Genomic DNA, 25,807 nt, shown 5'->3' on the forward strand with positions numbered 1-25,807 from the left:
AGAATCTATAGAGCAAAAACTATCTGAAAGTGACGAAGCAGGAGCGAAATATTGTCCGTTCCGGTTTTTTATAGGAAAACAAAAGTAGAAACGCCAGAAAATTTTTCGGAAGCATGTTCTATTTTTGGTTTTTTTTTGCTTAAAAACTGCAAAAAATGCTTTTTGTTACATATATTTAATATATGTAACGTAAATGTAATTTTTCGGATCGGTGTTTTGATAGACTTATAACTAGAGGGGTGAAGAGCTTGGCTGGACACGTAGTAAAATACGGAAAGCATCGCGAACGTAGAAGTTTCGCACGTATCAGTGAAGTATTGGAATTACCAAATTTAATTGAAATCCAAACAGACTCTTATCAATGGTTTTTAGATGAGGGACTTCGTGAAATGTTTGAAGACATTTTACCAATTGATGATTTCCAAGGAAACTTATCCTTAGAATTTGTTGACTATGAATTAAAAGAACCAAAGTACACAGTAGAAGAAGCCCGCGCACATGATGCCAACTATTCTGCGCCATTACATGTAACATTACGTTTAACCAACCGTGAAACAGGTGAAATTAAATCCCAAGAAGTCTTCTTCGGCGATTTCCCATTAATGACAGAAATGGGTACCTTCATCATCAACGGGGCAGAACGTGTTATCGTTTCCCAATTAGTTCGTTCTCCAGGTGTTTACTTCCATGGAAAAGTGGACAAAAACGGCAAAGAAGGTTTTGGCTCAACAGTCATTCCTAACCGTGGTGCATGGTTAGAAATGGAAACAGATGCGAAAGACATTTCTTATGTTCGGATTGACCGCACACGTAAAATTCCTTTAACTGTGTTAGTTCGTGCTTTAGGTTTCGGTTCAGATGATACCATCTTCGAAATTTTCGGCGACAGCGAAAGCTTACGCAACACAATTGAAAAAGATTTACACAAAAATGCAAGTGATTCTCGTACAGAAGAAGGCTTGAAAGACATTTATGAACGTCTTCGCCCAGGCGAACCAAAAACAGCAGATAGCTCACGTAGCTTGTTAACTGCACGTTTCTTTGATCCAAAACGTTATGATTTGGCAAACGTTGGTCGCTACAAAGTTAACAAAAAATTAGACTTAAAAACACGTCTCTTAAACTTAACCTTAGCTGAAACGCTAGTTGATCCAGAAACTGGTGAAATCATTGTCGAAAAAGGCACGGTTTTAACACACCAAATCATGGAAACATTAGGCGAATACATTGACAACGGCTTAAACAGCGTAACTTACTATCCAAGTGAAGATGCGGTAGTAACTGAACCAATGACGATCCAAGTGATTCAAGTTCTTTCACCAAAAGATCCTGAACGTATCGTAAATGTGATTGGTAACGGCTATCCAGACGACAGCGTCAAAACAGTTCGTCCAGCAGATATCGTTGCTTCAATGAGCTACTTCTTCAACTTAATGGAAGATATCGGCAATGTCGATGACATCGACCACTTAGGTAATCGTCGTATCCGTTCAGTAGGCGAATTATTACAAAACCAATTCCGTATTGGTTTAGCCCGTATGGAACGTGTGGTTCGTGAAAGAATGTCTATTCAAGACACAGAAACATTGACACCACAACAATTAATTAACATCCGTCCAGTGGTAGCAAGTATCAAAGAATTCTTTGGTTCTTCACAGTTATCACAGTTCATGGACCAAACAAACCCATTAGGTGAGTTAACCCATAAACGTCGTCTATCAGCCTTAGGGCCTGGTGGTTTGACTCGTGACCGTGCCGGTTATGAAGTTCGTGACGTTCACTACTCTCACTATGGTCGTATGTGTCCAATTGAAACGCCTGAGGGACCAAATATCGGGTTGATCAATAGCTTATCTAGTTATGCGAAAGTGAATAAATTTGGTTTCATCGAAACGCCTTATCGCCGTGTTGATCGTGCGACAGGCCGTGTTACTGATCAAGTAGATTACTTAACAGCAGACATCGAAGACCATTATATCGTAGCGCAAGCGAACTCACTTTTAAATGAAGATGGCACATTTGCCAATGATGTTGTTATGGCGCGTCTACAAAGTGAAAACTTAGAAGTTGCCGTAGACAAAGTTGACTACATGGACGTTTCACCAAAACAAGTAGTCGCAGTCGCAACAGCATGTATTCCTTTCTTAGAAAACGATGACTCCAACCGTGCCTTGATGGGTGCCAACATGCAGCGTCAAGCGGTGCCGTTAATTCAACCACGCTCTCCGTGGGTAGGTACAGGTATGGAATATAAATCAGCCCATGACTCAGGTGCTGCTTTACTATGTAAACATGACGGTGTCGTAGAATTCGTCGATGCAAAAGAAATTCGCGTTCGTCGCGACAATGGCGCATTAGACAAATATATGGTTACAAAATTCCGTCGTTCTAACTCAGGAACAAGCTACAACCAACGCCCAATTGTTCACTTAGGTGAAAAAGTTGAAAAAGGCGATACTTTAGCGGATGGACCTTCTATGGAAGAAGGCGAAATGGCTTTAGGGCAAAACGTCTTAGTTGCCTTCATGACATGGGAAGGTTACAACTACGAGGATGCCATTATCATGAGCCGTCGTTTAGTTAAAGACGATGTCTACACTTCTGTGCATATTGAAGAATATGAATCAGAAGCACGTGATACAAAATTAGGACCTGAAGAAATTACCCGTGAAATTCCAAACGTTGGGGAAGACGCGTTGAAAGACTTAGACGAAATGGGGATTATCCGCATTGGTGCTGAAGTTCAAGATGGCGACTTACTAGTTGGGAAAGTCACACCTAAAGGGGTTACAGAATTATCTGCAGAAGAACGTTTATTACACGCAATCTTCGGGGAAAAAGCCCGCGAAGTTCGTGATACGTCTCTCCGTGTACCTCACGGTGGCGGCGGTATCGTTCATGATGTGAAAATCTTTACTCGTGAAGCTGGCGATGAATTATCACCAGGTGTCAACATGTTAGTTCGTGTTTATATCGTTCAAAAACGTAAAATTCACGAAGGAGATAAAATGGCGGGACGTCACGGAAATAAAGGGGTTGTTTCCCGTATTATGCCGGAAGAAGATATGCCATTCTTACCTGACGGAACACCTGTTGATATCATGTTGAACCCATTAGGGGTACCTTCTCGTATGAATATCGGACAAGTACTTGAATTACACTTAGGTATGGCTGCTCGCCAATTAGGTATTCACGTCGCAACACCTGTTTTCGATGGGGCAACCGATGAAGACGTTTGGGAAACTGTTCGTGAAGCTGGTATGGCTAGCGACGCTAAAACAGTTCTTTACGATGGACGTACAGGTGAACCATTTGATAACCGTATTTCCGTTGGTGTCATGTATATGATTAAATTAGCCCACATGGTTGATGACAAATTGCATGCTCGTTCAATCGGACCTTACTCTCTTGTTACGCAACAACCGTTGGGTGGTAAAGCTCAATTCGGTGGACAACGTTTCGGGGAAATGGAAGTTTGGGCACTGGAAGCTTACGGTGCTGCTTACACATTACAAGAAATCTTAACTTACAAATCTGATGACGTTGTCGGACGTGTGAAAACATACGAAGCCATCGTTAAAGGTGAACCAATTCCAAAACCAGGTGTGCCTGAATCATTCCGAGTATTAGTGAAAGAATTACAATCACTTGGTTTAGACATGCGTGTCTTGGACATTGAGGAAGCTGAGATTGAGTTACGCGATATGGACGATGACGATGATGATTTAATCACCGTTGACGCACTAACCAAATTTGCGGAACAACAATCAGCGAAACAGCTGGAAAAAGAAGCAGAATCAGTCGTGAAAGAAGAAGCACAAGACGTTGTTCAAGAAATTGAAACAGCCGAAGACAGAGACTAATTTGTCGCTACCACTCTGATGAGTTGATTCAACTGCGACTTTGTTGCAACTGCGCAAGCCATTACTTGTTCCAAGTGTCGTCAGACCTTCTTTCAAGTGATGCTTGCCATTTGCTAACAAGTTGCTGACTCAGCTTCTCTAAATAAGGAAATGGAGGGAATTCCTTTTGATCGATGTAAATAAATTCGAAAGTATGCAAATAGGGCTTGCTTCACCAGAAAAGATCAGAAGCTGGTCTTATGGGGAAGTTAAAAAACCCGAAACAATTAACTACCGTACATTAAAACCCGAACGTGAAGGGTTATTCTGTGAACGCATTTTTGGTCCAACCAAAGACTGGGAATGTGCTTGTGGTAAATATAAACGTATCCGTTATAAAGGTATTGTCTGTGACCGTTGTGGCGTTGAAGTCACTCGTTCAAAAGTACGTCGTGAACGTATGGGACATATTGAATTAGCCGCACCAGTTTCACATATCTGGTACTTTAAAGGAATTCCATCTCGGATGGGTCTTGTTTTAGACATGAGCCCTCGTGCATTGGAAGAAGTCATTTATTTTGCTTCATACGTTGTCATCGAACCAGGTGACACAACATTAGAGAAAAAACAATTGTTAACGGAACGCGAATATCGTGAAAAACGTGAACAATATGGCCAAGCCTTCAAAGCTGCTATGGGTGCCGAAGCCGTGAAACAATTATTAGATAACGTCGATTTAGATGGCGAAGTTGCGCAATTAAAAGAAGAATTAAAAACAGCTTCTGGTCAAAAACGGACACGTGCCATCCGTCGTTTAGACATCTTAGAAGCCTTCCGTGCTTCTGGTAACCAACCAAGCTGGATGGTAATGGATGTTATCCCAGTTATTCCACCAGATTTACGTCCGATGGTTCAATTGGAAGGTGGTCGTTTTGTAACAAGTGACTTAAACGACTTATACCGCCGTGTTATCAACCGTAACAACCGTCTAAAACGTTTATTAGACTTAAATGCGCCAAGCATCATCGTTCAAAACGAAAAACGGATGTTACAAGAAGCGGTCGATGCTTTAATCGATAATGGTCGTCGTGGCCGTCCAGTTACTGGACCAGGTAACCGTCCATTGAAATCTCTTTCTCACATGTTGAAAGGGAAACAAGGTCGTTTCCGTCAAAACTTGCTAGGTAAACGTGTTGACTATTCTGGTCGTTCCGTAATCGTCGTTGGTCCGTTCTTAAAAATGTACCAATGTGGTTTACCAAAAGAAATGGCGATTGAATTATTCAAACCATTTGTAATGCGTGAATTAGTACAACGTGAAATTGCGACAAACATTAAAAATGCGAAACGTAAAATCGAACGTGGCGAAGATGAAGTTTGGGATATTTTAGAAGAAGTTATCCAAGAACACCCAGTTTTACTTAACCGGGCACCTACGTTGCATAGATTAGGGATCCAAGCTTTCGAACCTGTTCTTGTTGAAGGTCGTGCGATCCGTCTTCACCCATTAGTTTGTGAAGCCTACAATGCCGATTTCGATGGAGACCAAATGGCGGTTCACGTGCCTCTAAATGAAGAAGCACAAGCAGAAGCTCGTATGTTAATGCTTGCTGCCCAAAATATCTTGAACCCGAAAGATGGTAAACCAGTTGTTACACCATCTCAAGATATGGTCTTAGGTAACTACTACCTAACAATGGAAGAAGAAGGCCGTGAAGGGGAAGGCATGATCTTCCGCGACATGAACGAAGCTGTTTTAGCATGGCAAAATGGCTACGTGCATTTACACTCACGGATTGGGGTTCAAACAACACTTTTAGGTGACAAACCATTTACTGATTGGCAAAAAGAACGAATCTTAATCACCACAGTTGGTAAGATCATCTTTAACGAAATCATGCCTGTTGAGTTCCCTTACTTGAACGAACCAACAGACTATAACTTAACTGTTCAAACACCAGATAAATACTTCGTAGAAGCTGGTACAGACATTCCTGCACACATTAAAGAGCAAGAATTAGTTTTACCATTCAAGAAGAAAAATCTTGGAAATATCATTGCTGAAGTCTTCAAGAGATTCCACATTACGGAAACCTCTAAAATGCTTGACCGCATGAAAGACTTAGGTTACAAACACTCAACGTATGCTGGGATGACGGTAGGGATTGCCGATATCATGGTTCTTCATGAAAAACAAGCAATCATTGACGCTGCCCACAAACAAGTTGAAACAATTACTAAACAATTCCGTCGTGGTTTAATTACTGATGACGAACGTTATGAACGTGTAATCGGCGTTTGGAACGGTGCCAAAGACGAAATCCAACAAAAACTGATCGAAAGTATGGAAGCTCGTAACCCAATCTTCATGATGTCTGACTCTGGAGCCCGTGGTAACATCTCCAACTTTACACAGTTAGCTGGTATGCGTGGTTTGATGGCCGCTCCGAATGGACGAATCATGGAATTACCAATCATCTCAAACTTCCGTGAAGGACTTTCTGTCTTAGAAATGTTTATTTCAACTCACGGGGCTCGTAAAGGGATGACCGATACGGCCTTGAAGACAGCCGATTCAGGTTACTTAACACGTCGTTTAGTTGACGTTGCCCAAGACGTAATCATTCGTGAAGACGACTGTGGCACTGACCGTGGTCTTGAAATCGAAGCAATTCGTGAAGGTAACGAAATTATCGAACCATTAGACGAACGTCTATTAGGTCGTTATACACGTAAATCAGTTGTTCATCCAGAAACTGGTGCAATCATCATTGGTGCGGATCAATTAATCACTGAAGATCTTGCCAGAGAAATCGTGGACGCTGGTATTGAAAAAGTAACCATCCGTTCTGTCTTTACATGTAACACAAAACATGGTGTATGTAAGCACTGTTACGGACGTAACTTGGCAACTGGTTCTGACGTTGAAGTCGGAGAAGCAGTTGGTACAATCGCCGCTCAATCTATCGGGGAACCTGGTACACAGTTAACCATGCGTACGTTCCATACCGGTGGGGTTGCCGGTGACGATATCACTCAAGGTTTACCTCGTATCCAAGAAATCTTTGAAGCACGTAATCCGAAAGGACAAGCAGTGATTACAGAAGTAACCGGTGAAGTTATCGATATTTCTGAAGATCCTGCCACACGTCAAAAAGAAGTAACCATCAAAGGAAAAACAGATACACGTACCTATACTGTCCCTTACACTGCACGTATGAAAGTTGCTGAAGGCGACATCATCCACCGTGGTGCACCGTTGACAGAAGGTTCAATTGATCCAAAACAATTATTACAAGTTCGTGATGTTTTATCTGTTGAAAACTACCTATTACGTGAAGTACAACGTGTTTACCGTATGCAAGGGGTAGAAATCGGCGACAAACATATCGAAGTAATGGTTCGTCAAATGTTACGTAAAATCCGCGTAATGGATCCAGGTGACACTGAAATCCTTCCAGGAACATTAATGGACATCGCAGAATTTAAAGACCGTAACTACGACACATTAGTTGCTGGTGGCGTCCCTGCTACTAGTCGTCCAGTCTTACTTGGTATTACCAAAGCGTCATTGGAAACAAACAGCTTCTTATCTGCTGCATCCTTCCAAGAAACAACACGCGTGTTAACAGATGCTGCTATCCGTGGCAAAAAAGATCCATTACTTGGATTGAAAGAAAATGTTATCATTGGTAAAATCATCCCAGCTGGTACTGGTATGGCTCGTTACCGTAACATGGAACCAAAAGAAGTTGGCGTAGCTAGCGAAAACGTTTATAGTATTTCAGACATTGAAGCACAAATGGCTGCTGAAGATGCAATGAAAAACATCAATAAATAAACCCTAAAAAGCCGTAAGGAGCATGCTCCTTGCGGCTTTTTTTTATTTGCTATAAGCAACTGATTGTGAGTAAGCCCAAACTTAAAAAGGGGACAAAGGGAAGTGTCTGTTCAACTGGATACCCCAAAAATTTACAGCTGTAGCCATAGATTAGGCCATAACTACTGGCAAAAAATAGTAGCATCAGCAACTGAGGTACCTGTAAAAAACAGCCCCACAAACCCAGTAATAAAAGATCCCCTCGCCCCATGGCTTCCGGAAAATAATGTAAGACGGCTTGGAAAAAACAAAAACAAAAAAGACCAGTCAGTAAGTAAAACGAATGCTGACCCGCAATTTTCAGCAAACAAAGCACAAGAAAACTAGGATAAAGAATCTTCGGTTCAACCACTAAATACCAGTAATCAATCAAGGATAATGTGAAAGCACTCGTCAGCCACCACCAGAGAATCAAAGCATCAATCGTCAGGCCAGCTGAAAAACAGCTTGCGGTTAACCCGCCCATGACAAGTTCTGCTAAAAGATAACTCTTAGCTACTGGCTGTTGACACTTTAGACAACGAAAGCGCTGCAGCAAAATCGAAACAACTGGAATTAATTCATAGAGTTGTAGAGGCTGGTGGCAACCTTGACAGTGGGAAGGGGGCCACCACAAAGAACGCCCTACTGGTAAGCGCTCCGCCACTAAGCATAAAAAAGAACCGAAACAGGCACCAATCAAAAAGAGACTCAAGAAAAACATAGGTTACCTCCTTAAAAATAAACTACGCTTTTTTTAAACTTTTTCGTTTGACTAGACAAATCTTTTTTTGTTAGGAATAATAAAAGAAACAAGAAATGAGGGAATCAAATGGAAAAATTAGCGATTGGTGTCGACGTTGGCACCACGCAAGCCAAAGCAGTGGCTTTTCAAGCAAATGGCACAGTCGTAGCTTCTAGCTATGTGCGTTATCCATTAATTCAAGAGACTGAAGGAATGGCAGAGCAAGACCCAGAAACGCTGTTCCAAGCTGTGGTGAACTGTATTCGAACCGTCACACAACAAGTGAAGAATCAACCAATTGGGCTCATTTCTTTTGCTTCAGCGATGCATGGCTTAATTGCCATGGATGCGCAAGGACGCCCATTGACCCAAGTGATTACTTGGGCTGACACACGAGCATCTGATTATGCGGAAGCGTTAAAAGAAACGCCAGCGGCCCAATTGTTTTATCAATTGACAGGCATGCCAGTTCATCCAATGGCGCCTTTGTACAAGATTCGCTGGCTGCAGGAAAATCAGCCAGCCGTTGCGCAGAGCGCGGCCAAGTTTATTGGGATTAAGGACTACATTTTTTACCGTTTCTTTGGCGAATACTGGACAGATTATAGTAGTGCTTCAGGGATGGGTTTATTTAATATTCACACGCGGCAATGGGAATCGTCGATTTTAGCGTATTTATCTATTGAGGAGGAACAGTTGCCAAAAGTTGCCCCGTCAACGTTCATTTTTCCAGCGTTAGCGCCTTCTTGGCAAGAGATGCTTGGTGTTGAGGAGGAAACGGTTTTAGTTCTTGGTGGTGCGGATGGCCCGTTGTCTAATTTAGGTTTGGGAGCGCTAGGAATGGGTGTAGCGACTTTGACCGTTGGTACGAGCGGCGCACTTCGGTATATTGTCGAAGAACCTTTTTTGCATCCGCAAGGTGAAACGTTTTGTTTTGCTCTAGATGAACAGCACTGGGTGATTGGTGGCGCAAGTAGTAATGGTGCAGTTGCGTTAGATTGGGCGAGCCAAACGATTTTTGCAGAAGAACGTCAGCAAGCTCTCCAAAACGGGACCAATCTCTATGACCCAATTATGGCCAAAATTGCAACCGTGCCAGCTGGGGCAAATGGCTTACTGTTTCATCCTTATTTGCTAGGTGAACGAGCACCGCTGTGGAATGCAGAGGCGAGCGCAAGTTTTATTGGCTTGCGCAAAAATCACCATGCCGGAAATTTAGCTCGAGCGGTGGTGGAAGGCATCTGTTTCAATTTAAAAACCATTTTAGAAGATTTGAAACAACTCGGTGGACCCGTTCAGGAGATTCGAGCGACAGGCGGCTTTGCTGATTCCCCTGTGTTCCGTCAAATCATGGCTGATGTGCTGGGAGAAACGTTATCGTTCACTGATAGCACCGAAGCTTCGGCATTAGGCGCTGTTTTGCTAGGCTGGCAAGGCTTAGGTCAGTTACCCAATTTACAAGCAGCGGCGCAACAGGTGCTGATTCATGAAACGGTCACGCCACGAGCGGATCAATTGCTAGTTTATCAAGAACTGTATCCTGTTTTTCAAGAAACCCAACAAGTTTTAGCACAAAGTTATCAAAAATTAGCAGAATTCCGCAAATAATTGATAGTAAATAGCTTTGACAAATGGCTGAGAAGTTGCTTAACTAGAAGAGAGACGAAGACTTGAGGAAATGAGGATGAGGAATGAAGAAACAGCTACTACCACTATTTCTGTTATTCATTGGGGCGTTAGCAAGCTGCAGTGCACCGTCTCGTTCCGGCGAAAAAGCAGCGCAACAGTTGGTAGATTACTTTATTTATCAAGAAAAGCCAGCGACATTCTCTCAAACTTTTCGTGAACCGAAAGTCTTAGCGGAGCATTTGCAGACGAGCCGTCAACAGTTCCAGAAGCAATTTTTCAATAGCTTAAAAGAAATGAACGCTGAAGTCACCGAGACTGAAGCCCAGAAGCTTAGCGCAGAATTACTGGCTCAAGTGAAGAAAAAAGCGTCATATCAACTAGTAGCCACGAAAGAATTGAATGGACAAGCGACAATCACTTTTCAGATTAAGGGCTTAGATTTTGTGACGGCGATTGAAGATACAACCACTGCTCTTCTTCAGCAAACGCAACAGGCGACACAAGCGCTAGACATGCAGCACACGTTAGCCGTTTTAAAAAAAGAAATCCAACAAATCAATGTCAGCCATGAGCCAGTTGAACTGCCATTAACGGTTAAGCAAGTAGAAGGACAATGGTACTTGCCAGCAGTGGAGCAACTGAGACTGAATCAGTTTTTTTTAGCTTTCGTCACAGGAAAAGAAGATACTGACCAGTTGACAGAGGCACTCGACACGATTCTCACTCAAGCAGAACAAAAAGTCGTCGCTGCGGATGAAAAAACAGCGATTTCAGGAAATTAATTAGATTCTTTATTGTAATTATTATAATTTGATAATAATTTTAAAAAAGAAAGGTTTTCAGTGTACTTTTTTCACAATTCATATTACACTAAGAGTGTAGAAATAATATTTAGGAGGATGACAAAGAATGAAATTTGAAAAAACAAAAGAAATTTTGAACCAACTCGTTGCAGATTTAAGCCAATTTTCCGTGGTAATTCATCAAACACATTGGTATATGCGTGGACCTGAATTTTTAACACTTCACCCACAAATGGATGAATACATGGATCAAATCAATGAGCAGTTAGATGTTGTTTCAGAACGTTTAATCACTTTGGACGGCTCTCCATTCTCAACATTGCGTGAATTCGCAGAAAATACAAAAATTGAAGATGAAATTGGTAACTGGGACCGCACCATTCCAGAACGTATGGAAAAATTAGTAGCAGGCTACCGTTACTTAGCAGACCTTTACGCAAAAGGAATCGAAGTTTCTGGTGAAGAAGGCGACGACTGCACACAAGACATTTTCATCGCAAACAAAACAGACATCGAAAAAAATATTTGGATGTTACAAGCCAAACTTGGCAAAGCGCCTGGTATTGACGCATAATTTAAAACAACTCCCAAAGCCGCTGACGTTGACGTTGGCGGTTTTTTTCTGTTTAAAAGGCACAAAAAAATAAGTGAAAATCTATTTTCTGAAAGCGCAGAAAAACATTGACTTTATCAGTGATTGAAGGTAAAATATTAAATGGTATTGTTTGCCCCACAATGAGCCCCGGAAACTCAAGTGTATGTCAAACATCGAAAACAAAATTGGAGGAAAGAAACGTGCGTACAACATATATGGCCAAAGCTGGCGAAGTAGAACGTAAATGGTACGTAGTAGATGCAACAGATGTTCCTTTAGGACGTCTATCAGCAGTTGTTGCTTCTGTACTACGTGGTAAAAATAAACCAACATTCACACCACATGTGGATACTGGAGATTTCGTAATCGTAATTAACGCTGATAAAGTAAAATTAACAGGTAAAAAAGCTACAGACAAAATTTACTACCGTCACTCAATGTATCCTGGAGGATTAAAATCAGTGACTGCTGGTGAATTACGCGACAAAAACTCTCGCCGTCTTATCGAAACTTCTGTAAAAGGTATGCTACCTAAAAACACTTTAGGACGTAAACAATTTACTAAATTGAACGTATACGGTGGAGCTGAGCATCCACATGCTGCACAACAACCAGAAGTATTAGATATCACGAACTTAATTTAAGGAGGGAAATTCATTGGCACAAGTACAATATAGCGGCACAGGCCGTCGTAAAAATGCAGTTGCCCGCGTACGCTTAGTACCAGGTACTGGTAAAATTACTGTAAACAAAAAAGACGTAGAAGAATATATTCCACATGCTGACTTGCGTGAAGTTATCAACCAACCATTTGGCGTAACTGAAACAAAAGGCGCTTACGATGTAATCGTAAACGTAAACGGTGGTGGCTATGCTGGACAATCAGGAGCTATCCGTCACGGAATCGCTCGTGCATTGTTACAAGTAGATCCTGACTTCCGTTCTGCTTTAAAACGCGCTGGGTTACTTACTCGTGACGCACGTATGGTTGAACGTAAAAAACCAGGTCTTAAGAAAGCCCGTAAAGCTTCACAGTTCTCAAAACGTTAATTACTTGGAGTCGTTGCGAACGTGTTCGCTTACTAATCAATTACAATGTTTCAAGACACTTTCTCGCAATGAGAAAGTGTCTTTTTTATCAATCTCTCTAACCCAACCCTCTCCAAAAAATGGTATCATTAAGTAATGAAACATAGTCATAAAAAATAACGAATATCGGAGGCAGAAAATGAGTAGTGTGGTTTGTCAAAGTTGTGGGGCGAATGCGTTTAGATGGTACGATACCGCTGATCAAGTGGTGGAATGTAAGTATTGTCATTCCAAGCAAGCTTTTATAAAAGGTATGGGCGTCGAGTCAGCCATAAAAGTTGTTGGGGGAAAAGAAGAAGCGGAGACGGATTCTGAATACCAAGAACGGATTATTCATCAATTTGGCTTGAAAGATCAAGTGATTGAAGTGAAGAATTATTCATTAATCGATATTCCGTTAACATTTATTGTTTGGTTGTATTTGGATATTTTATTAGGAGCATTGTTTATCTGTGGTGGTTTTCTTTCTAAAAACTATCGAGCTTGGTACGCCAATTTACTTCGTTGGCACTTTTATGGTTGGCGTTATACAAAGTCAGCGACTGAAAAAGAGAAGGCAAGTCAACGGATTAGAGGCAGTCTGTTGATTAAATGGCTACTTCAAGAGGACCCCGACAAAACGAAAAAATTAATAATGGTTGGCGTGTCCATCCTGTTCACTGTCCTGTTCGTTTACACTACAGGAAATGGCGCTGCCTAAACGAAATATTTATTGAAACACTTTCTGTTGATAGAAAGTGTTTTAACACAAAATAAAAAAAGTGGGCCATAAGTCGAAATGACTTATGGCCCACTAGCTATATTTTAAGATAATCATCTGAACAAAAGAGACTCTCCCTATAACCCTCACCGAGAAGACAAAATTTCATAAATCACATAGAGTTCCCAGTTGGAAATCTCTATTCGATAAAACTGTTCTAGAGTATAGAAAATGTTTTTAGCATTTTGGAAAAATGGTTTTTGGTTAATGGTTAGTTCCTCGAGGTTAGCAGGGATTTCATAGTCTTCAACGCCGAGCATTGTCCGCTCTACCATGAGCGCGTTGTGCATCATTAAGTTAAATTTCATTTTGCCGCTGAGTGTGAGGTCGAAGCGTTTTTCAATGTTTTTTGTAACGTTTTCGACTTGTTTAATAATGACGTCAGGATTTAGAAATTCTAGTTTTTCTGACAAGCCTTCTTTCGAGAAGAAGTGAACAAATTCGTTAATCATGCTATCGATGTTATTGGGATGCATCAAGTTTTGGAAAGGTTCCATCAACTGGGTTCCTGCATCTTCGTCTAACATGTCTAAGAGGTTCACGCTAGCAACATTCGTATGATTGTCTAAGTAGGACGTCGTCAAAATGAGCGAGGTTTCTTTTAAATAATTTTCTTCGGCGTTGGCAATGTCTAACGTGTTCACCAAATCTTTGTATTTTAGGGTAATGACTTTAATATCAGTATACAAGTATTTTTGACAGATTTGTTTGATTTGCTTGGCAATATCCAGACCTGAAATACTAGAGACAATGATATTTTTTTCCACTGAAAAGCCTTCAAAGTACTGTACATCGGTTTTAAATTTTTTTTCAGCGGTTTTAGCAATACCATAGAAAAGTTGTTCGTTCATTAATTGATGACCAATTTCCAACGCATAGGCAGTGGTCAGGTTATTGATCACCAAAAGTTCTCCAAGAATTTGCGGTTTCAAACTTTTATAAAGTTGTGTCAGGGAACCCATATCGACGAGCATGATGACGCCTTGTGATGTGTCCCGCTGAGAAAGCCAGTCTTTAACTTCGGCGACGATATCTCGGACGGAGGAGGTTAAGGGCATGTTAATCGCATCGAAAATATAGGTACCACATAATTTGTTGGCAACGGCTTGAATACTTGTGGCAGTCGATTCACCATGCGCCACGAGGAGCGCTTGGTAAGGAATCGTTTCAGAAATTTCCCCGCTGAGTAATACAGATAAGAGTACCTCTGTCAAGAAACGGTATTCTTCTGGCAGCGGACTGACTAAGTTTTTCACGAGGGAAACCGTTCGCGGATAGTGTTCTTTTAACTGTGCTTGGACTGGAAGGAGCATTGTTTCGTTAAATGTTGGCGGTAAAATTTTCAGCAATTTGGCAACATCTTTCATCGGTTTTTCAGTTTGTTCAGGTTGGTTAATAATTAGTTTGTTTTTGGTTTGGACTTCCGTGACTAGGTTTTGTAAAAAGTAATCATTTTCTAAGGTTATTTCATCGTCTAAACAATATTTAATGAATTGTGTCAGTTCAGTTTTTAAGTGGGCCAGTGTTTTTTCTTTTGTAAATAAGGCTTCAAATGTTGCGAAAATATCGGAAGAAAGTGTGTCTTCTTCTAACACTTCTTTGTCTAAAGGAATCGCAATCATTGGTTGAGTCGCATCGCCAATGACGACGGGTTGATTGGGCAAAGTTTTTCGTAATTGCGACGCGCAAAGGAGCTGCACTTTGTTGGATAAACTTCCCACGTTGCCAGGTTCGTCATTTTCTAATAATGCCGTAAAGATTTCTTCGTCCACGTTGATGTCTTTGGTCATTCGTTTCGCTTCTCGGTGGAATAAGTTTTTTAAAATCGCAATCCGTTCTCGAATGGGGCGCTCTTTGAAGTTCGGAAGTGAGACGATTACGGAAATTCGGCGATAAAAGGTTGGTAATAAGACTTTTTTCGGGTTTTCGGTGGTCGCAAATAGTAGCCGGACCTTGGAATGCACCATTTTTCCTTCTTCACCAATAGGGCGGAAGGTCCCTGTATCCATAAACTGAAAGAGTTTTTCTTGGTTTTCGTTGGATAATCGATGTACTTCATCTAAAAAGAGTACGGAATTATTAGCTTGGGCCAAGAGTCCTTGTTTTTCTGATTCAGCCCCAGTGAATGCGCCTTTGGTATGGCCGAAGAGAATAGATGATAGCAATTCGGGATTATTGGCATAATCGGCACAGTTAAAGGTGTAGAATTTTTCCAGGCCAATGATTTGTTCATTTTTCAGATACTCATAAATCAGCTTTGCCAAAAAGCTTTTGCCGACACCACTGGCTCCATGGATTAATAAAGGCATACCCAATGGGGGATACAACATAGCGGCTTTGCATTGTTCAATGGCTTTTTTGGCGCTGCCTTGGCTACCGATGTATTGTCGAAACACATCGGTCGTGGGGGTTGTTGCACGGGTTAATTGCCAATAAACGGGTTTTTTTCCCGTTTGTTGGACTTCACCTTTTTCCAATAATTTATTTAAGTATAAGCTGGTTACCGAGCGGCTTAATTGAATTTTTGTGGCAATTTCTTGTGTGCTCATCGGGGTGTTGCTGGTTTCTAAAATATCAACTAAGTGTTGGTAGGTCTCCAAGCGCATGATTCATCGTCCTTCCAAAAGAGAGGTCGGGAAAGGGGTTGCTTCTGTTCCCGCCGTTTATCAGCTTTTAAGCCTGAGATAAAAATCACTTTGGATTTTTGTCTCAGGCTCTAAGTGTTTAATAATTAAATGTTTATTGTTTCAATTTTAACAGATGCCTAGTAATCCTAGCAAGATGCCTAAGAACATGATGCCAAACATCACCACGTTAACATTGACTTTTTTGCGTAATAGCCAGAAAGCAAGTAACGTCACGGCTAATGGTACGATACCGACGAATAGTTGATCCAAATAGTCTTGGATTTTAACTACGTCTTCGCTTCCTTTAACGGAAACTTCAAGAATCGTTTTGAATTTTACATTCGAAGCAGTCATACTGCCCATCATCATTAAGCCTAGCATACTCGATACTTTTGTGAGTATCTTCATTCCGCCTGATTCGTACATTTTTTGGATAAAACTTTCACCGATTGAGTAGCCGCTATACAACGCATAATAGTGAATTAAGAACGCAGGGACGTTGTATAAAAGTAAGAAGACAATCGCCCCTAATGGCGAACCAGTGCTGGCTAATGAAATCCCAATCCCAGCAGCAATAACACGTAAGATGCCCCAGAAGAAGGAATCACCGATGCCTGAAAGTGGCCCCATTAGTGAGGCTTTAACTGCTGTAATAGAGCTAGCATCAAAATTTTCGTCTTCACTGTTTTGTTTTTCCATCGAAGCAACGAGCCCCATGATGAAGTTATTGATATGCATGGTTGCATTGAACCAAGTGGTGTGACGCACCAATGCCTCGGCCCGTTCTTCCTTGGTTTTATAAAAACGATTGATAACTGGGAGTAAAGTGTACATGACACCCACTGCGTGGTATTGTGTAGCTCCTGTCCGGCTAGCGTTCATCGTCCAAGAACGCCAGAAAACAGAGCGCATAATTTTTTTCTCTTCTTTAGATAAATTCTCTTTTAACTTCATGCGAAAAAGTCCTCCTCTTCGATTTCTTTCGCGCTGCCTTCAACCGCAGAAGACGCCGCAGGTTTTCTTTTTAGAATGTCGCGAAATTCTACATCCCGTTGGGCACTCACGACACAAATTACTGTCCCGATAACCGCCACCGCAACGGCTGGTAATTGTAGGTACGCGGTTAAAACAAAGCCTAAAATGTAAAAGACGGCTAATTTATTATCCCATAACAGTTTCATTAACATAGCAAACCCAACGGCAGGTAAAAGTCCGCCAGCTGCGCTTAAGCCGTTCATCAAATTTTGTGGAATGCTTTCAACAAACAGATTTACTGGCCCGCTTCCTGCTAAAATTCCGATAAATGAAATCGAAGCGATGATTAAATAATAAATAATCCACGTTCCGTAATGCAGTGTCACAACCATTTTTTGGTTGCCTTCACGTGCTGCTTTGTCAAGAGAAGGAGCAAAGATATTCATAAAGACATTTTTTAAAAACATCACCACGAAAGCGGCTAACATCCCAATTGGTACGGCTAACGTCATGGCGGCTTTTTGTTCGACATTTGAAATAATTGCAAACGTTGTGGCTAAAGTAGTCGCAGTTACAGGTTCCGCTGCGATAACACCACCGATATTAACATTTCCTAAGAAAATTGCTTCTAAAGAGGCCCCCATTAAGACCCCTGTTTTCATGTCGCCCATTAAAATTCCTGTGACTAATCCAACGACTAAGGGACGTTCCATCATACTTTGACCAGTTAAATAATTCCCAGCAAAACAGATAAATACAGCTAAGGCTGCCATTGTTGCATGCATAAGCATTGTTCATTTCCTCCTTTTAATTGACGGCTTGTTTTAGACTTAATTTTGAGTTGGTTGGCAGTACTTGGTTATAGCTTTCCACGTGAGTCAAACTGGCTAATTCTTTGGCAGCTTCTAACTCTTCAGGGTTTAATTGGACACTCGGGAAAACCATTGTTTTGGTGGCTGGATCTGATTTATCAAAGCGGCCAGCGTTGGCAACATTCACACTTTCAATATCTGTCACGTTTTTCGCAATTTTAGTAGCATCCGCTACACTGTTCACAATTACAAAAATTCGTTTGTCTTTACCACGAGGATCATTGAAGACATCAATCGCATCATCAACTGAGCGAATTAATAGTTTCATGCCATTAGGGACAGCCATTTTTAATGTCATTTGCATTACTTCGTTTTTGGCTGCTTCATCATTCGCTACAACTAATAAGGGGGCATTCAATTCTTTGGTCCAAACTACGGCTACTTGGCCGTGAATTAATCTGTCGTCTACTCGTACTTGTGTAATCATTTTAATTTCCTCCTAAAAAAAGTTTTCTTCTTCATTTGATGGGTTTAATTCAACGAATTGAATTTGTGCTTCAGCAATTGCTGCTTGAATATCTTCTTTGGTTAGCTTTTCGCCTTCTTTTAAGAAAATCAGCGACAAGGCAATGGCTAAGTTGGCATTGGAAATGATAAAAACATTGTCTGGTTTTGTCGTCATGACTTCTTGAACAATTTTTTGATTGACACTACCACCATATAAATCTGTTAAAATAATAGCTTGTTCTTCTGCGCCAAGGGACTGAAGAAACGTTTGAATAATTGGCGTGTAGTCCTCAGGAGTCACATAGGCATTGATGACCGCCAGCTCTTTTCCTTTGTCTGCGAGAATATCCAAGGAACTTTGGAAGCCTTTCGCTAAGTTTCCGTGACTAGCAATTAAAAATTTTCTTTTCATTCTTTTCACCTCACTTTTATATAAAGCAAGTTCTGTGCCAAAAAAAGAGAACTCTAAATCCTTGATTTGAAAGGGTTTTAACGCTCTCGAAACTGTTTAAACAGTTTCAAGTCAAAATAAACACGTTAATCGTTGGCTAGTTTGTTGTTGAAAAATAGCTAAGCAAAACTGTGAAATTTAATCAAAATAACCCCCGTTTTTATCGAGAAGTGTTACAATAATATTCATGAATATTTATACATTAAGGAGAGTTACGAATGACTGATGCTCTTGTGATACAAGATTTACGCAAAGTGTACGCTTCAGGTGTTGAAGCGTTGCGGGGGATTGATTTAACAGTCGAAGAAGGCGATTTTTATGCTCTTTTGGGACCGAATGGCGCAGGAAAATCAACGACGATTGGGATTGTGACCTCGTTAGTTAATAAGACTTCGGGGAAAGTCAAAATTTTTGGGTATGATTTAGATACGGAAATGGTGCGGGCGAAGCAACAGATTGGGTTAGTGCCGCAGGAGTTTAACTTCAATCCGTTTGAAACGGTCCAGCAGATTGTGGTCAATCAAGCGGGCTATTATGGGGTGTCTCGTAAAGAAGCCATGAAACGGAGTGAAAAGTATTTAAAACAATCCAATTTATGGGAAAAACGGAACGAACGGGCGCGAATGCTTTCTGGCGGAATGAAACGTCGCTTGATGATTGCTCGCGCGCTGATGCATGAGCCGAAGTTATTGATTTTAGATGAACCAACTGCAGGTGTCGATATTGAATTGCGCCGTGAAATGTGGGCCTTTTTACAAGAGTTAAATGCGCAGGGAACCACGATTATTTTGACGACCCATTACTTAGAAGAAGCTGAGATGTTGTGTCGCAACATTGGGATTATTCAGTCTGGTGAATTGATTGAAAACACCAGCATGAAGCACTTGTTAGCAAAATTACAATTTGAAACGTTTATTTTTGATTTAGCACCTTATACGCAGGCGCCAGTTATTGAAGGCTATCAAAGCGTATTTGAGGACGAGTTAACGTTAGCGGTGGAAGTGGAACGAAACCAAGGAGTCAATCACTTGTTTGAACAGCTAAGTCAACAAGGAATCAAAGTATTGTCAATGCGGAATAAGTCCAACCGTTTGGAAGAGCTCTTCTTGAAGATTACCGAGGATACGTACCAAAGGGAGGATCAACATGTTTAGTCTGTATTTTACTGCTTTAAAAAGTTTAGCTGTGAAGGAAACCAACCGTTATTTACGGATTTGGGTCCAAACACTGGTACCGCCAGTGATTACGACGTCCTTATATTTTGTGATTTTTGGGAAAATGATTGGCGGGCGAATTGGCGACATGGGCGGTTTTTCTTATATGGAATTTATCGTGCCAGGTTTAATTATGATGTCAGCCATTACAAGCTCGTACGCCAATGTTTCATCTTCCTTTTTCTCACAAAAATTCCAGAAAAATATCGAAGAAATTCTCGTGGCGCCAGTTCCAACTCATGTGATTATTTGGGGATTTGTGATTGGTGGCGTTGGTCGTAGTATTTTGGTCGGTGCGTTAGTCACCATCATTTCTCTATTTTTCGTCCCATTGCACGTTGTTTCTTGGCTGATGGTCATCATGACTTTATTGATGACAGCGATTCTCTTTTCTTTAGCTGGTTTGTTAAATGGTATTTTTGCGCAATCCTATGATGATGTATCGATTGTGCCGACCTTTGTGTTACAGCCTTTAACCTATTTGGGTGGGGTTTTCTATGCCATTTCCATGTTGCCGCCATTTTGGCAAGCTGTCTCAAAAGTTAATCCGATTGTTTACATGATTTCTGGGTTCCGCTACGGTTTCCTAGGGGTTCAAGATGTGCCAATTGGTATTTCTATGACCATTTTAATCTTATTTATTGTCGTTTTATATGGCATTTGCTGGTACCTTGTAGAAACAGGGCGTGGTTTACGTAGTTAAGCCGTAAAAAGATTAAACTGTCTGAATCACTCATTCTAGCGAGCAGATTCAGACAGTTTTCTTGTTTCTAAGTATGCCTTTTTTGATTCTTCGTGCATTTCCCTGTATAATAGCAATGTTTCGCACCAGAATATGTCGACAAGTTGTCGTTGAAAATAAAGAAAAAATCAGAAACGGAGTATATGAAGATGAGCAAGAATTTTTGGGCAACATTGCCAAAGCCCTTTTTTGTTTTAGCACCGATGGAAGACGTCACTGATGTGGTCTTTCGTCATGTCGTGAAAGAAGCTGGGGCACCAGATGTGTTTTTTACAGAGTTTACTAATTCAGATAGTTATTGTCATCCTGAAGGGAAAGACAGTGTGCGCGGGCGCCTCGTTTTTACAGAAGATGAACAGCCGATGGTGGCACATATTTGGGGAGATAAACCGGAATTTTTCCGTGAAATGAGTATCGGCGTAGCGGAGATGGGCTTTCAAGGGTTAGACATAAATATGGGCTGTCCTGTGCCTAACGTGGCTGAGCGTGGAAAAGGCAGCGGGCTAATTTTGCGCCCAGAAGTCGCGGCTGAATTGATTGACGCCGCCAAAGCAGGTGGCTTACCTGTTAGTGTCAAAACACGCATTGGGTTTACTGAAATGGCGGAAATGGAGGCGTGGATCACGCATTTATTAGAGCAAGACATTGCGAATCTATCCATTCATTTGCGAACACGAAAAGAGATGAGCAAAGTGGATGCCCATTGGGAGGTCATTCCGCAAATTATGGCTATTCGGGACCGTGTCGCACCGCAAACGACAATTACGATTAATGGGGATATTCCCGATCGTCAAAAGGGCCTAGAATTAGCAGAACAATATGGTGTAGATGGCATCATGATTGGTCGGGGGATTTTTAAAAATCCTTATGCCTTTGAAAAAGAACCCAAAACGCATACGCCACAAGAATTGCTGGGCTTGCTACGTTTACAATTGGATTTGCAAGACAAGTATGCAGAATTGGTGCCTCGCTCCATCGTTGGGCTGCATCGCTTCTTCAAAATTTATGTCAAAGGCTTTCCAGGTGCCAGTGATTTAAGAGCACAATTAATGAATACAAAATCAACGGATGAAGTGCGCCAGTTGTTAGCGACGTTTGAAGCAGAACATGGTGTGCTTGACTAAATAAAAAAAGAGAGGAGGTAGCATTTTAGCTAATGCTACCTTCTCTCTTTTGAATGCTTAATGCGCAATCATTTCTTGGGCAATTTCTTGTTTGCTTAAGTCGTTTGGATAATACGTTGGCCAGTTGTCCATTTCATTGAACAGACTTTCTTGGCTATCGCCGCCGAAGAAGATGTGGAAATGAGCGGCTTTCGTTGGTGCGATGTTGTGGTCGCTAAATTGGACGTATTTAAACCGCCCAGCATTGGCATCGTCTGTTTCAAAAAGGAAACGGACGCCACGGTTGCCTTTTGCATAGTTTAAAATTTTATAACCGGCTGCTTTATAGGTGAATTTTTGTGGTTTGCCATCGACCAGAAACTCGATGGTGGAATCAGTGATGTTGATGTGGTCGACATCGGTTTGATAGCCGGCATCATAGTAGGTTTTGTATTCGGCTGGTGTTTTATCTTTTTTCAGTTTCGCTTTGTAATCGAAGACTTGGTCTAATGTGCCATCTTTTAATAAAGGATAGACGGATTGCCAATTTCCAGCGTAATCTGGCAGTGTTCTCTCAGCCACCTCACTGTCTTTGAAATAGCCGTTAGCCACGGTTTTTTCTGTTTTTTCAGAGGTTTCTGGCTGAACCTCTTTCCCAGCTGTATCTGTTGTTTTTTTCAAAGCAGTTAAGTTTTCTTTCATTACAGAAAGATAATCTTCGCCATTGTCCATTTGTTTTTGTGTCAAACTTTCTAGCGGGTTTAGGACCTCCAATTGAACATTTGCTTCGTCAGCTAACGTTTTAGCAATTTTATCGTTGGCATTTTTTTCAAAATAAATATAGCGAATTTGGTTATCTGTGACATATTTTTTCAACTCTGCCAAGCGCCCTGCAGTGGGCTCTTGTTCAGGTGTTAAACCAGCTATTGGTACTTGTTTTAAGCCGTAATCTAAGGCAAGATAACCAAATGCAGCATGTTGGGTAACAAAACTTTTTTGCTTAGCGTCTTTCAAAGCTGTTTGAAACTCTTTGTCTAAGGCTGTTAATTTTGTTAAGTATTTTTCTGCGTTTGTTTCAAATGTTTTGGCTTTTTTAGGGTAAAGTTTGACTAATTGTTCTTTGATGTTTGTGACTTCTTGGATGGCACGATGGGGCGAAACCCAAGTATGCGGGTCTAATTCATGGTGGTGTCCGTCTTCGCCATGTTCGTGGTCATGGTCGTGTCCGTCTTCGTCACTGCCAGGAAGTAAGACCATGTTTTCGGTACCTTTAATGACGTTCGGGGCTCCTTTTTTCCAGCCTTTAGCAGCTTTTGGTACCCAAGATTCCATATTTTCATTGTGGTAAACGAAAACATCCGCATCATGGATGGTAGCCATATCTTTGGCGGATGGTTCATAATCGTGTGGTTCAGAACCAGCAGGGATTAACAATTTGACGTCTCCTTCATCGCCTACAATATTTTTAGTGAAATCGTACATAGGATAAAAAGTCGTGACAATGGATAGTTTTTCTTTGCCGTCAGCGGTTTTATCAGAGGTGTTTGTTTTGCCGCAAGCGCCGAAAAGGATTAGCGATAAGGCGGCTAACAGGGGAAGAGTAAATTTTTTCATAGGTGTGCTCCTTTAGTGAATTACGCAATTTTCTTTTGTTTATTGCGCTTATGTTCTTTAATGATTTTAAGTGCGCGTTTTCGTGTTTTGATGTTGGGACTTTTCAGTCGACGATAAGCGCTAGATAAGTCAGTTTTTTCCATTATATATAGGACCTCCATTTCGTAAAAAATAATTTACGGAGTAGCTATTTTGTTGAGGGTTTGAAAGGTTTCTTGGATTTTTTTTGTCTCTAATTCTTTGCCAATCAGAACAATTGTCGTTTCTTGAGGGGGTTGATTCGTCATTTGAAAGGCCACTTGCTGGTTGACGCCTTGCATGGCAATGGCCAAGTCATGCTCCTGTAAGGCGAGAATCCCTTTGAAACGGTATAACTTTTCCTGATGCGTATACATTAACCAATCAAGCCAACGAGTGAAAAGAGGTTCGTTGATGGCTGAGGACGCCGTTAGCGTGAGGGAGTGAAAGGTATGGTGATGATGCTCGTGGGCGTGCTCATGCGGGGAATGAGTCATTTCGTGTTCTGTAAGTGTCGCCGTAAACTTATTTAATTGAAAAAAGTCACTAGCCAAAAGAGGCTCGTTGGCTTGAAAGGATAAAATATCAGCAAAAGGATTAATGGTACGAAGGGTTTCTTGGAACGTTGGTAGCTGAGTGCTGTCTGCTGGTTCCTTGACAGAAAAAAAGAGGCGATCTGCTAAGGCCAGTTGTTTGATGGCTTCGGCTTCTTGAAGCTGCTGTTGCCAATGATGCCCATCAACGACCGTTAAGAGACTGTCTATATAGAAATGATTTTTGATGTGCGGGGTCGTTAAAATTGTTTGAATGATTGGTTGCGGATCAGCAATGCCCGTTGTTTCTAAAATGACTTGGGCAACGGTTTGTTGTTCTTCTTGGTACACTTCTAAGATTGCTGATAAAGAGGCAAGAAGATCTCCTCGTAAGCTGCAACACATGCAACCGTTATTTAATTGAATAATTCGTTCCGTGGTTTGTAATAGTAATGCGTGGTCAACGCCTGTTTGACCAAATTCATTTTCAATAATAATAATTTCTTCTTTAGGAAACGGTGACTGCGCAAGCGCATGGTTAATTAAGGTTGTTTTTCCTGCGCCTAAAAAGCCAGAAACAATGGTGATTGGAATGCCCATCAAGTTTTCCTCCTGTTATTTGACTTCAGTGAAAAGTGCGCGGCGCCGTAGTTTTGGTGAATATTTTTTCAGCTGTAATTTTTCTGGTGTATTTCGTTTGTTTTTACTTGTTAAGTAAAGGCGCTCGCCAGTTTCAGCGCAAGCTAACGTAATGGTTTGGCGCATAGTGCCGTCCTCCAATTTGATTTTTTTAATTGCGTATAAAAGATAAAGGGGGCTGCGAGGTCAGCCCAAATGCGACTGTCCTCGCTAGTTGTCTTTATCGAAATAATGAGTTACCAGCTTGCTTTTTTGACGCCAGGAATCAAGCCTTGGTGAGCCAATTCACGGAAACGAATCCGAGACATGCCAAATTTACGCATGTAGCCACGTGGGCGCCCATCTGTTTGATCGCGGAGTTTTAAGCGACTTGGATGAGCATCTTTTGGCAATTTGCTAAGACCTTCATAATCGCCAGCTTCTTTTAAGGCTTGGCGAATAGGCGCATATTTTGCAATCATTGCTTGTTGTTTTTTTGCTTTAGCAATTTTTGATTTTTTAGCCATAAGGCACTTCCTTTCTTTTTGGATTTATAAAATATAAATCGTAACGTTTACGATTTGAACGGAAGTATATTATCAGGTGTTGCGTTATTTGTCAAGTGAGAATTTCGTTTTTTTTAGGACTTGCTAAGTTGAGAAGTTAGAAATGTTTGTTTTAGCGCTGTTTTGTAGTATCTTTTAAGAAAGAGTAAAAAGGAGTGAAGATGGCAATGGTAGAACGTTTGACGATTATTCGTGGTGTGGAAAAATTTGAATTACAAACGAAAACAGCGCGCTGGGTGTTAGCAAAAGAAGAGGGATATTCGCCAGTTCAAATGCTCGTTTCGGCAATTGGCGCTTGTGGGGGATACGTGTATCAATCCGTTTTGGAAAATTCGCACATTCCCTTTGAGTTTGAAAAAATAGAAGTCACGTATTCAAGAGAAGTAGAGAGACGAGCACAACCATTAAAACAGGTGACGATTCTCTTTTATGTGACTGTTCCAGAAGCCTTTCAAGAACGGGCGACACGGTGTTTGAAGCTTGTCTCCCCAAACTGTCCAGTGATTCAATCATTGGCTGAAAGAATTACTGTCGAAGAAACAGTTGTATTTAAAAAGTAAACCATTAGAGACATTATCGTTACGAGCGCTTTTCCCTTTTTGGATGCCTCGTTTCTGAGAATGTCTTTTTTTAGAGGAGCGTAGGGAAATAGCTGTAGAAACAGGAAATTTTTAATTCATTTGTACAAAATAATACAGACAAAAA

23 protein-coding genes are annotated in these 25,807 nt (G+C 41.2%); 12 read left to right on the forward strand and 11 right to left on the reverse strand.

The features are described 5' to 3' along the window. Positions 1 to 248 precede the first annotated feature (248 nt). Together rpoB and rpoC are read left to right on the forward strand one after the other, a co-directional pair. Positions 249 to 3,863, forward strand: coding sequence for a DNA-directed RNA polymerase subunit beta (gene rpoB / locus IGL80_RS01315; protein WP_002389470.1), 3,615 nt, complete (start codon positions 249 to 251; stop codon positions 3,861 to 3,863). Between the two features lie 166 nt (positions 3,864 to 4,029). Next, positions 4,030 to 7,683 (forward strand): DNA-directed RNA polymerase subunit beta', encoded by a 3,654-nt coding sequence (gene rpoC / locus IGL80_RS01320; RefSeq protein WP_430598423.1) that lies wholly within the window; start codon positions 4,030 to 4,032, stop codon positions 7,681 to 7,683. A gap of 49 nt (positions 7,684 to 7,732) precedes the next feature. On the opposite strand, the gene IGL80_RS01325 is transcribed toward rpoC, so the two are convergent. Next, positions 7,733 to 8,425, reverse strand: coding sequence for a prepilin peptidase (locus IGL80_RS01325; protein ID WP_002358975.1), 693 nt, complete (start codon positions 8,423 to 8,425; stop codon positions 7,733 to 7,735). 108 nt (positions 8,426 to 8,533) lie between these two features. Here IGL80_RS01325 and IGL80_RS01330 point away from each other — a divergent pair, with 108 nt between their 5' ends. From IGL80_RS01330 to IGL80_RS01355, 6 genes are all read left to right on the forward strand, one after another. Then, the gene (locus IGL80_RS01330; protein ID WP_002358976.1) at positions 8,534 to 10,054 is read left to right on the forward strand and encodes a gluconokinase; all 1,521 of its coding nucleotides are present in this window, start codon (positions 8,534 to 8,536) and stop codon (positions 10,052 to 10,054) included. Between the two features lie 83 nt (positions 10,055 to 10,137). After that, positions 10,138 to 10,857: a DUF5105 domain-containing protein gene (locus IGL80_RS01335; RefSeq protein WP_002358977.1), complete on the forward strand. Its 720-nt coding sequence runs from the start codon at positions 10,138 to 10,140 to the stop codon at positions 10,855 to 10,857. A 127-nt stretch (positions 10,858 to 10,984) separates the two neighbouring features. Further along, entirely contained in the window at positions 10,985 to 11,452 is a 468-nt protein-coding gene (locus tag IGL80_RS01340; protein WP_002354782.1) for a Dps family protein, read from the forward strand. A 236-nt stretch (positions 11,453 to 11,688) separates the two neighbouring features. Next, complete coding sequence (gene rplM / locus IGL80_RS01345; RefSeq protein ID WP_048670019.1) at positions 11,689 to 12,117, forward strand: 50S ribosomal protein L13; 429 nt, start codon at positions 11,689 to 11,691, stop codon at positions 12,115 to 12,117. A gap of 13 nt (positions 12,118 to 12,130) precedes the next feature. Then, positions 12,131 to 12,523 (forward strand): 30S ribosomal protein S9, encoded by a 393-nt coding sequence (rpsI, locus tag IGL80_RS01350; protein WP_002354786.1) that lies wholly within the window; start codon positions 12,131 to 12,133, stop codon positions 12,521 to 12,523. A 178-nt stretch (positions 12,524 to 12,701) separates the two neighbouring features. Continuing rightward, a complete protein-coding gene (locus tag IGL80_RS01355; RefSeq protein WP_002354788.1) occupies positions 12,702 to 13,262 on the forward strand; it encodes a hypothetical protein in 561 nt (186 codons plus the stop codon). Positions 13,263 to 13,408: 146 nt separating this feature from the next. Here the strand turns inward: IGL80_RS01355 and IGL80_RS01360 are convergent, their stop codons facing one another. From IGL80_RS01360 to IGL80_RS01380, 5 genes are all read right to left on the reverse strand, one after another. Next, positions 13,409 to 15,928, reverse strand: a complete 2,520-nt coding sequence (locus IGL80_RS01360; protein WP_002358978.1) for a sigma 54-interacting transcriptional regulator — start codon at positions 15,926 to 15,928, stop codon at positions 13,409 to 13,411. Between the two features lie 147 nt (positions 15,929 to 16,075). Continuing rightward, positions 16,076 to 16,903, reverse strand: coding sequence for a PTS system mannose/fructose/sorbose family transporter subunit IID (locus IGL80_RS01365; protein WP_002358979.1), 828 nt, complete (start codon positions 16,901 to 16,903; stop codon positions 16,076 to 16,078). Continuing rightward, entirely contained in the window at positions 16,900 to 17,715 is an 816-nt protein-coding gene (locus IGL80_RS01370; RefSeq protein WP_002365419.1) for a PTS mannose/fructose/sorbose/N-acetylgalactosamine transporter subunit IIC, read from the reverse strand. Before IGL80_RS01370 ends, IGL80_RS01365 begins: the two co-directional genes overlap by 4 nt. 16 nt (positions 17,716 to 17,731) lie before the next feature. Continuing rightward, complete coding sequence (locus tag IGL80_RS01375) at positions 17,732 to 18,223, reverse strand: PTS system mannose/fructose/N-acetylgalactosamine-transporter subunit IIB (RefSeq protein WP_002354800.1); 492 nt, start codon at positions 18,221 to 18,223, stop codon at positions 17,732 to 17,734. A 12-nt stretch (positions 18,224 to 18,235) separates the two neighbouring features. Beyond that, positions 18,236 to 18,655, reverse strand: a complete 420-nt coding sequence (locus tag IGL80_RS01380) for a PTS sugar transporter subunit IIA (protein ID WP_002354802.1) — start codon at positions 18,653 to 18,655, stop codon at positions 18,236 to 18,238. Between the two features lie 257 nt (positions 18,656 to 18,912). On the opposite strand from IGL80_RS01380, the gene IGL80_RS01385 reads away from it, so the two are divergent. From IGL80_RS01385 to IGL80_RS01395, 3 genes are all read left to right on the forward strand, one after another. Continuing rightward, positions 18,913 to 19,848, forward strand: a complete 936-nt coding sequence (locus IGL80_RS01385; protein ID WP_002354809.1) for an ABC transporter ATP-binding protein — start codon at positions 18,913 to 18,915, stop codon at positions 19,846 to 19,848. Further along, positions 19,841 to 20,611: an ABC transporter permease gene (locus IGL80_RS01390; RefSeq protein WP_002354811.1), complete on the forward strand. Its 771-nt coding sequence runs from the start codon at positions 19,841 to 19,843 to the stop codon at positions 20,609 to 20,611. Before IGL80_RS01385 ends, IGL80_RS01390 begins: the two co-directional genes overlap by 8 nt. 188 nt (positions 20,612 to 20,799) lie before the next feature. After that, positions 20,800 to 21,774: a tRNA dihydrouridine synthase gene (locus tag IGL80_RS01395; RefSeq protein WP_002413934.1), complete on the forward strand. Its 975-nt coding sequence runs from the start codon at positions 20,800 to 20,802 to the stop codon at positions 21,772 to 21,774. Between the two features lie 57 nt (positions 21,775 to 21,831). Here IGL80_RS01395 and IGL80_RS01400 read toward each other — a convergent pair whose 3' ends face one another. From IGL80_RS01400 to rpsN, 5 genes are all read right to left on the reverse strand, one after another. Continuing rightward, complete coding sequence (locus IGL80_RS01400) at positions 21,832 to 23,367, reverse strand: zinc ABC transporter substrate-binding protein AdcA (protein WP_010708369.1); 1,536 nt, start codon at positions 23,365 to 23,367, stop codon at positions 21,832 to 21,834. A 20-nt stretch (positions 23,368 to 23,387) separates the two neighbouring features. Beyond that, entirely contained in the window at positions 23,388 to 23,510 is a 123-nt protein-coding gene (locus tag IGL80_RS01405) for a putative metal homeostasis protein (protein ID WP_002383181.1), read from the reverse strand. A gap of 33 nt (positions 23,511 to 23,543) precedes the next feature. Further along, on the reverse strand, positions 23,544 to 24,518 hold the full coding sequence (locus IGL80_RS01410) for a CobW family GTP-binding protein (protein WP_002379001.1): 975 nt from the start codon (positions 24,516 to 24,518) through the stop codon (positions 23,544 to 23,546). Between the two features lie 15 nt (positions 24,519 to 24,533). Then, positions 24,534 to 24,683: a 50S ribosomal protein L33 gene (gene rpmG, locus IGL80_RS01415; RefSeq protein WP_002354818.1), complete on the reverse strand. Its 150-nt coding sequence runs from the start codon at positions 24,681 to 24,683 to the stop codon at positions 24,534 to 24,536. A gap of 110 nt (positions 24,684 to 24,793) precedes the next feature. Then, positions 24,794 to 25,063, reverse strand: coding sequence for a 30S ribosomal protein S14 (gene rpsN, locus IGL80_RS01420; protein ID WP_002354822.1), 270 nt, complete (start codon positions 25,061 to 25,063; stop codon positions 24,794 to 24,796). A 200-nt stretch (positions 25,064 to 25,263) separates the two neighbouring features. Here rpsN and IGL80_RS01425 point away from each other — a divergent pair, with 200 nt between their 5' ends. Beyond that, positions 25,264 to 25,662 carry an OsmC family protein gene (locus IGL80_RS01425; protein ID WP_002386234.1) on the forward strand — a complete coding sequence of 133 codons (399 nt, stop codon included), beginning with the start codon at positions 25,264 to 25,266 and terminating at the stop codon, positions 25,660 to 25,662. Positions 25,663 to 25,807: the final 145 nt, after the last annotated feature.

It is taken from the genome of Enterococcus sp. DIV2467a, assembly GCF_050532945.1.
Taxonomy (GTDB): domain Bacteria; phylum Bacillota; class Bacilli; order Lactobacillales; family Enterococcaceae; genus Enterococcus; species Enterococcus faecalis.

Coding starts and splice junctions, on each gene's coding strand:
- IGL80_RS01325 (WP_002358975.1), bottom strand. CDS start 8,425: ATGTTTTTCTTGAGTCTCTTTTTGATTGGTGCCTGTTTCGGTTCTTTT.
- IGL80_RS01330 (WP_002358976.1), top strand. CDS start 8,534: ATGGAAAAATTAGCGATTGGTGTCGACGTTGGCACCACGCAAGCCAAA.
- IGL80_RS01335 (WP_002358977.1), top strand. CDS start 10,138: ATGAAGAAACAGCTACTACCACTATTTCTGTTATTCATTGGGGCGTTA.
- IGL80_RS01340 (WP_002354782.1), top strand. CDS start 10,985: ATGAAATTTGAAAAAACAAAAGAAATTTTGAACCAACTCGTTGCAGAT.
- rplM (WP_048670019.1), top strand. CDS start 11,689: ATGGCCAAAGCTGGCGAAGTAGAACGTAAATGGTACGTAGTAGATGCA.
- IGL80_RS01355 (WP_002354788.1), top strand. CDS start 12,702: ATGAGTAGTGTGGTTTGTCAAAGTTGTGGGGCGAATGCGTTTAGATGG.
- IGL80_RS01360 (WP_002358978.1), bottom strand. CDS start 15,928: ATGCGCTTGGAGACCTACCAACACTTAGTTGATATTTTAGAAACCAGC.
- IGL80_RS01365 (WP_002358979.1), bottom strand. CDS start 16,903: ATGAAGTTAAAAGAGAATTTATCTAAAGAAGAGAAAAAAATTATGCGC.
- IGL80_RS01370 (WP_002365419.1), bottom strand. CDS start 17,715: ATGCTTATGCATGCAACAATGGCAGCCTTAGCTGTATTTATCTGTTTT.
- IGL80_RS01375 (WP_002354800.1), bottom strand. CDS start 18,223: ATGATTACACAAGTACGAGTAGACGACAGATTAATTCACGGCCAAGTA.
- IGL80_RS01380 (WP_002354802.1), bottom strand. CDS start 18,655: ATGAAAAGAAAATTTTTAATTGCTAGTCACGGAAACTTAGCGAAAGGC.
- IGL80_RS01385 (WP_002354809.1), top strand. CDS start 18,913: ATGACTGATGCTCTTGTGATACAAGATTTACGCAAAGTGTACGCTTCA.
- IGL80_RS01390 (WP_002354811.1), top strand. CDS start 19,841: ATGTTTAGTCTGTATTTTACTGCTTTAAAAAGTTTAGCTGTGAAGGAA.
- IGL80_RS01395 (WP_002413934.1), top strand. CDS start 20,800: ATGAGCAAGAATTTTTGGGCAACATTGCCAAAGCCCTTTTTTGTTTTA.
- IGL80_RS01400 (WP_010708369.1), bottom strand. CDS start 23,367: ATGAAAAAATTTACTCTTCCCCTGTTAGCCGCCTTATCGCTAATCCTT.
- IGL80_RS01405 (WP_002383181.1), bottom strand. CDS start 23,510: ATGGAAAAAACTGACTTATCTAGCGCTTATCGTCGACTGAAAAGTCCC.
- IGL80_RS01410 (WP_002379001.1), bottom strand. CDS start 24,518: ATGGGCATTCCAATCACCATTGTTTCTGGCTTTTTAGGCGCAGGAAAA.
- rpmG (WP_002354818.1), bottom strand. CDS start 24,683: ATGCGCCAAACCATTACGTTAGCTTGCGCTGAAACTGGCGAGCGCCTT.
- rpsN (WP_002354822.1), bottom strand. CDS start 25,063: ATGGCTAAAAAATCAAAAATTGCTAAAGCAAAAAAACAACAAGCAATG.
- IGL80_RS01425 (WP_002386234.1), top strand. CDS start 25,264: ATGGCAATGGTAGAACGTTTGACGATTATTCGTGGTGTGGAAAAATTT.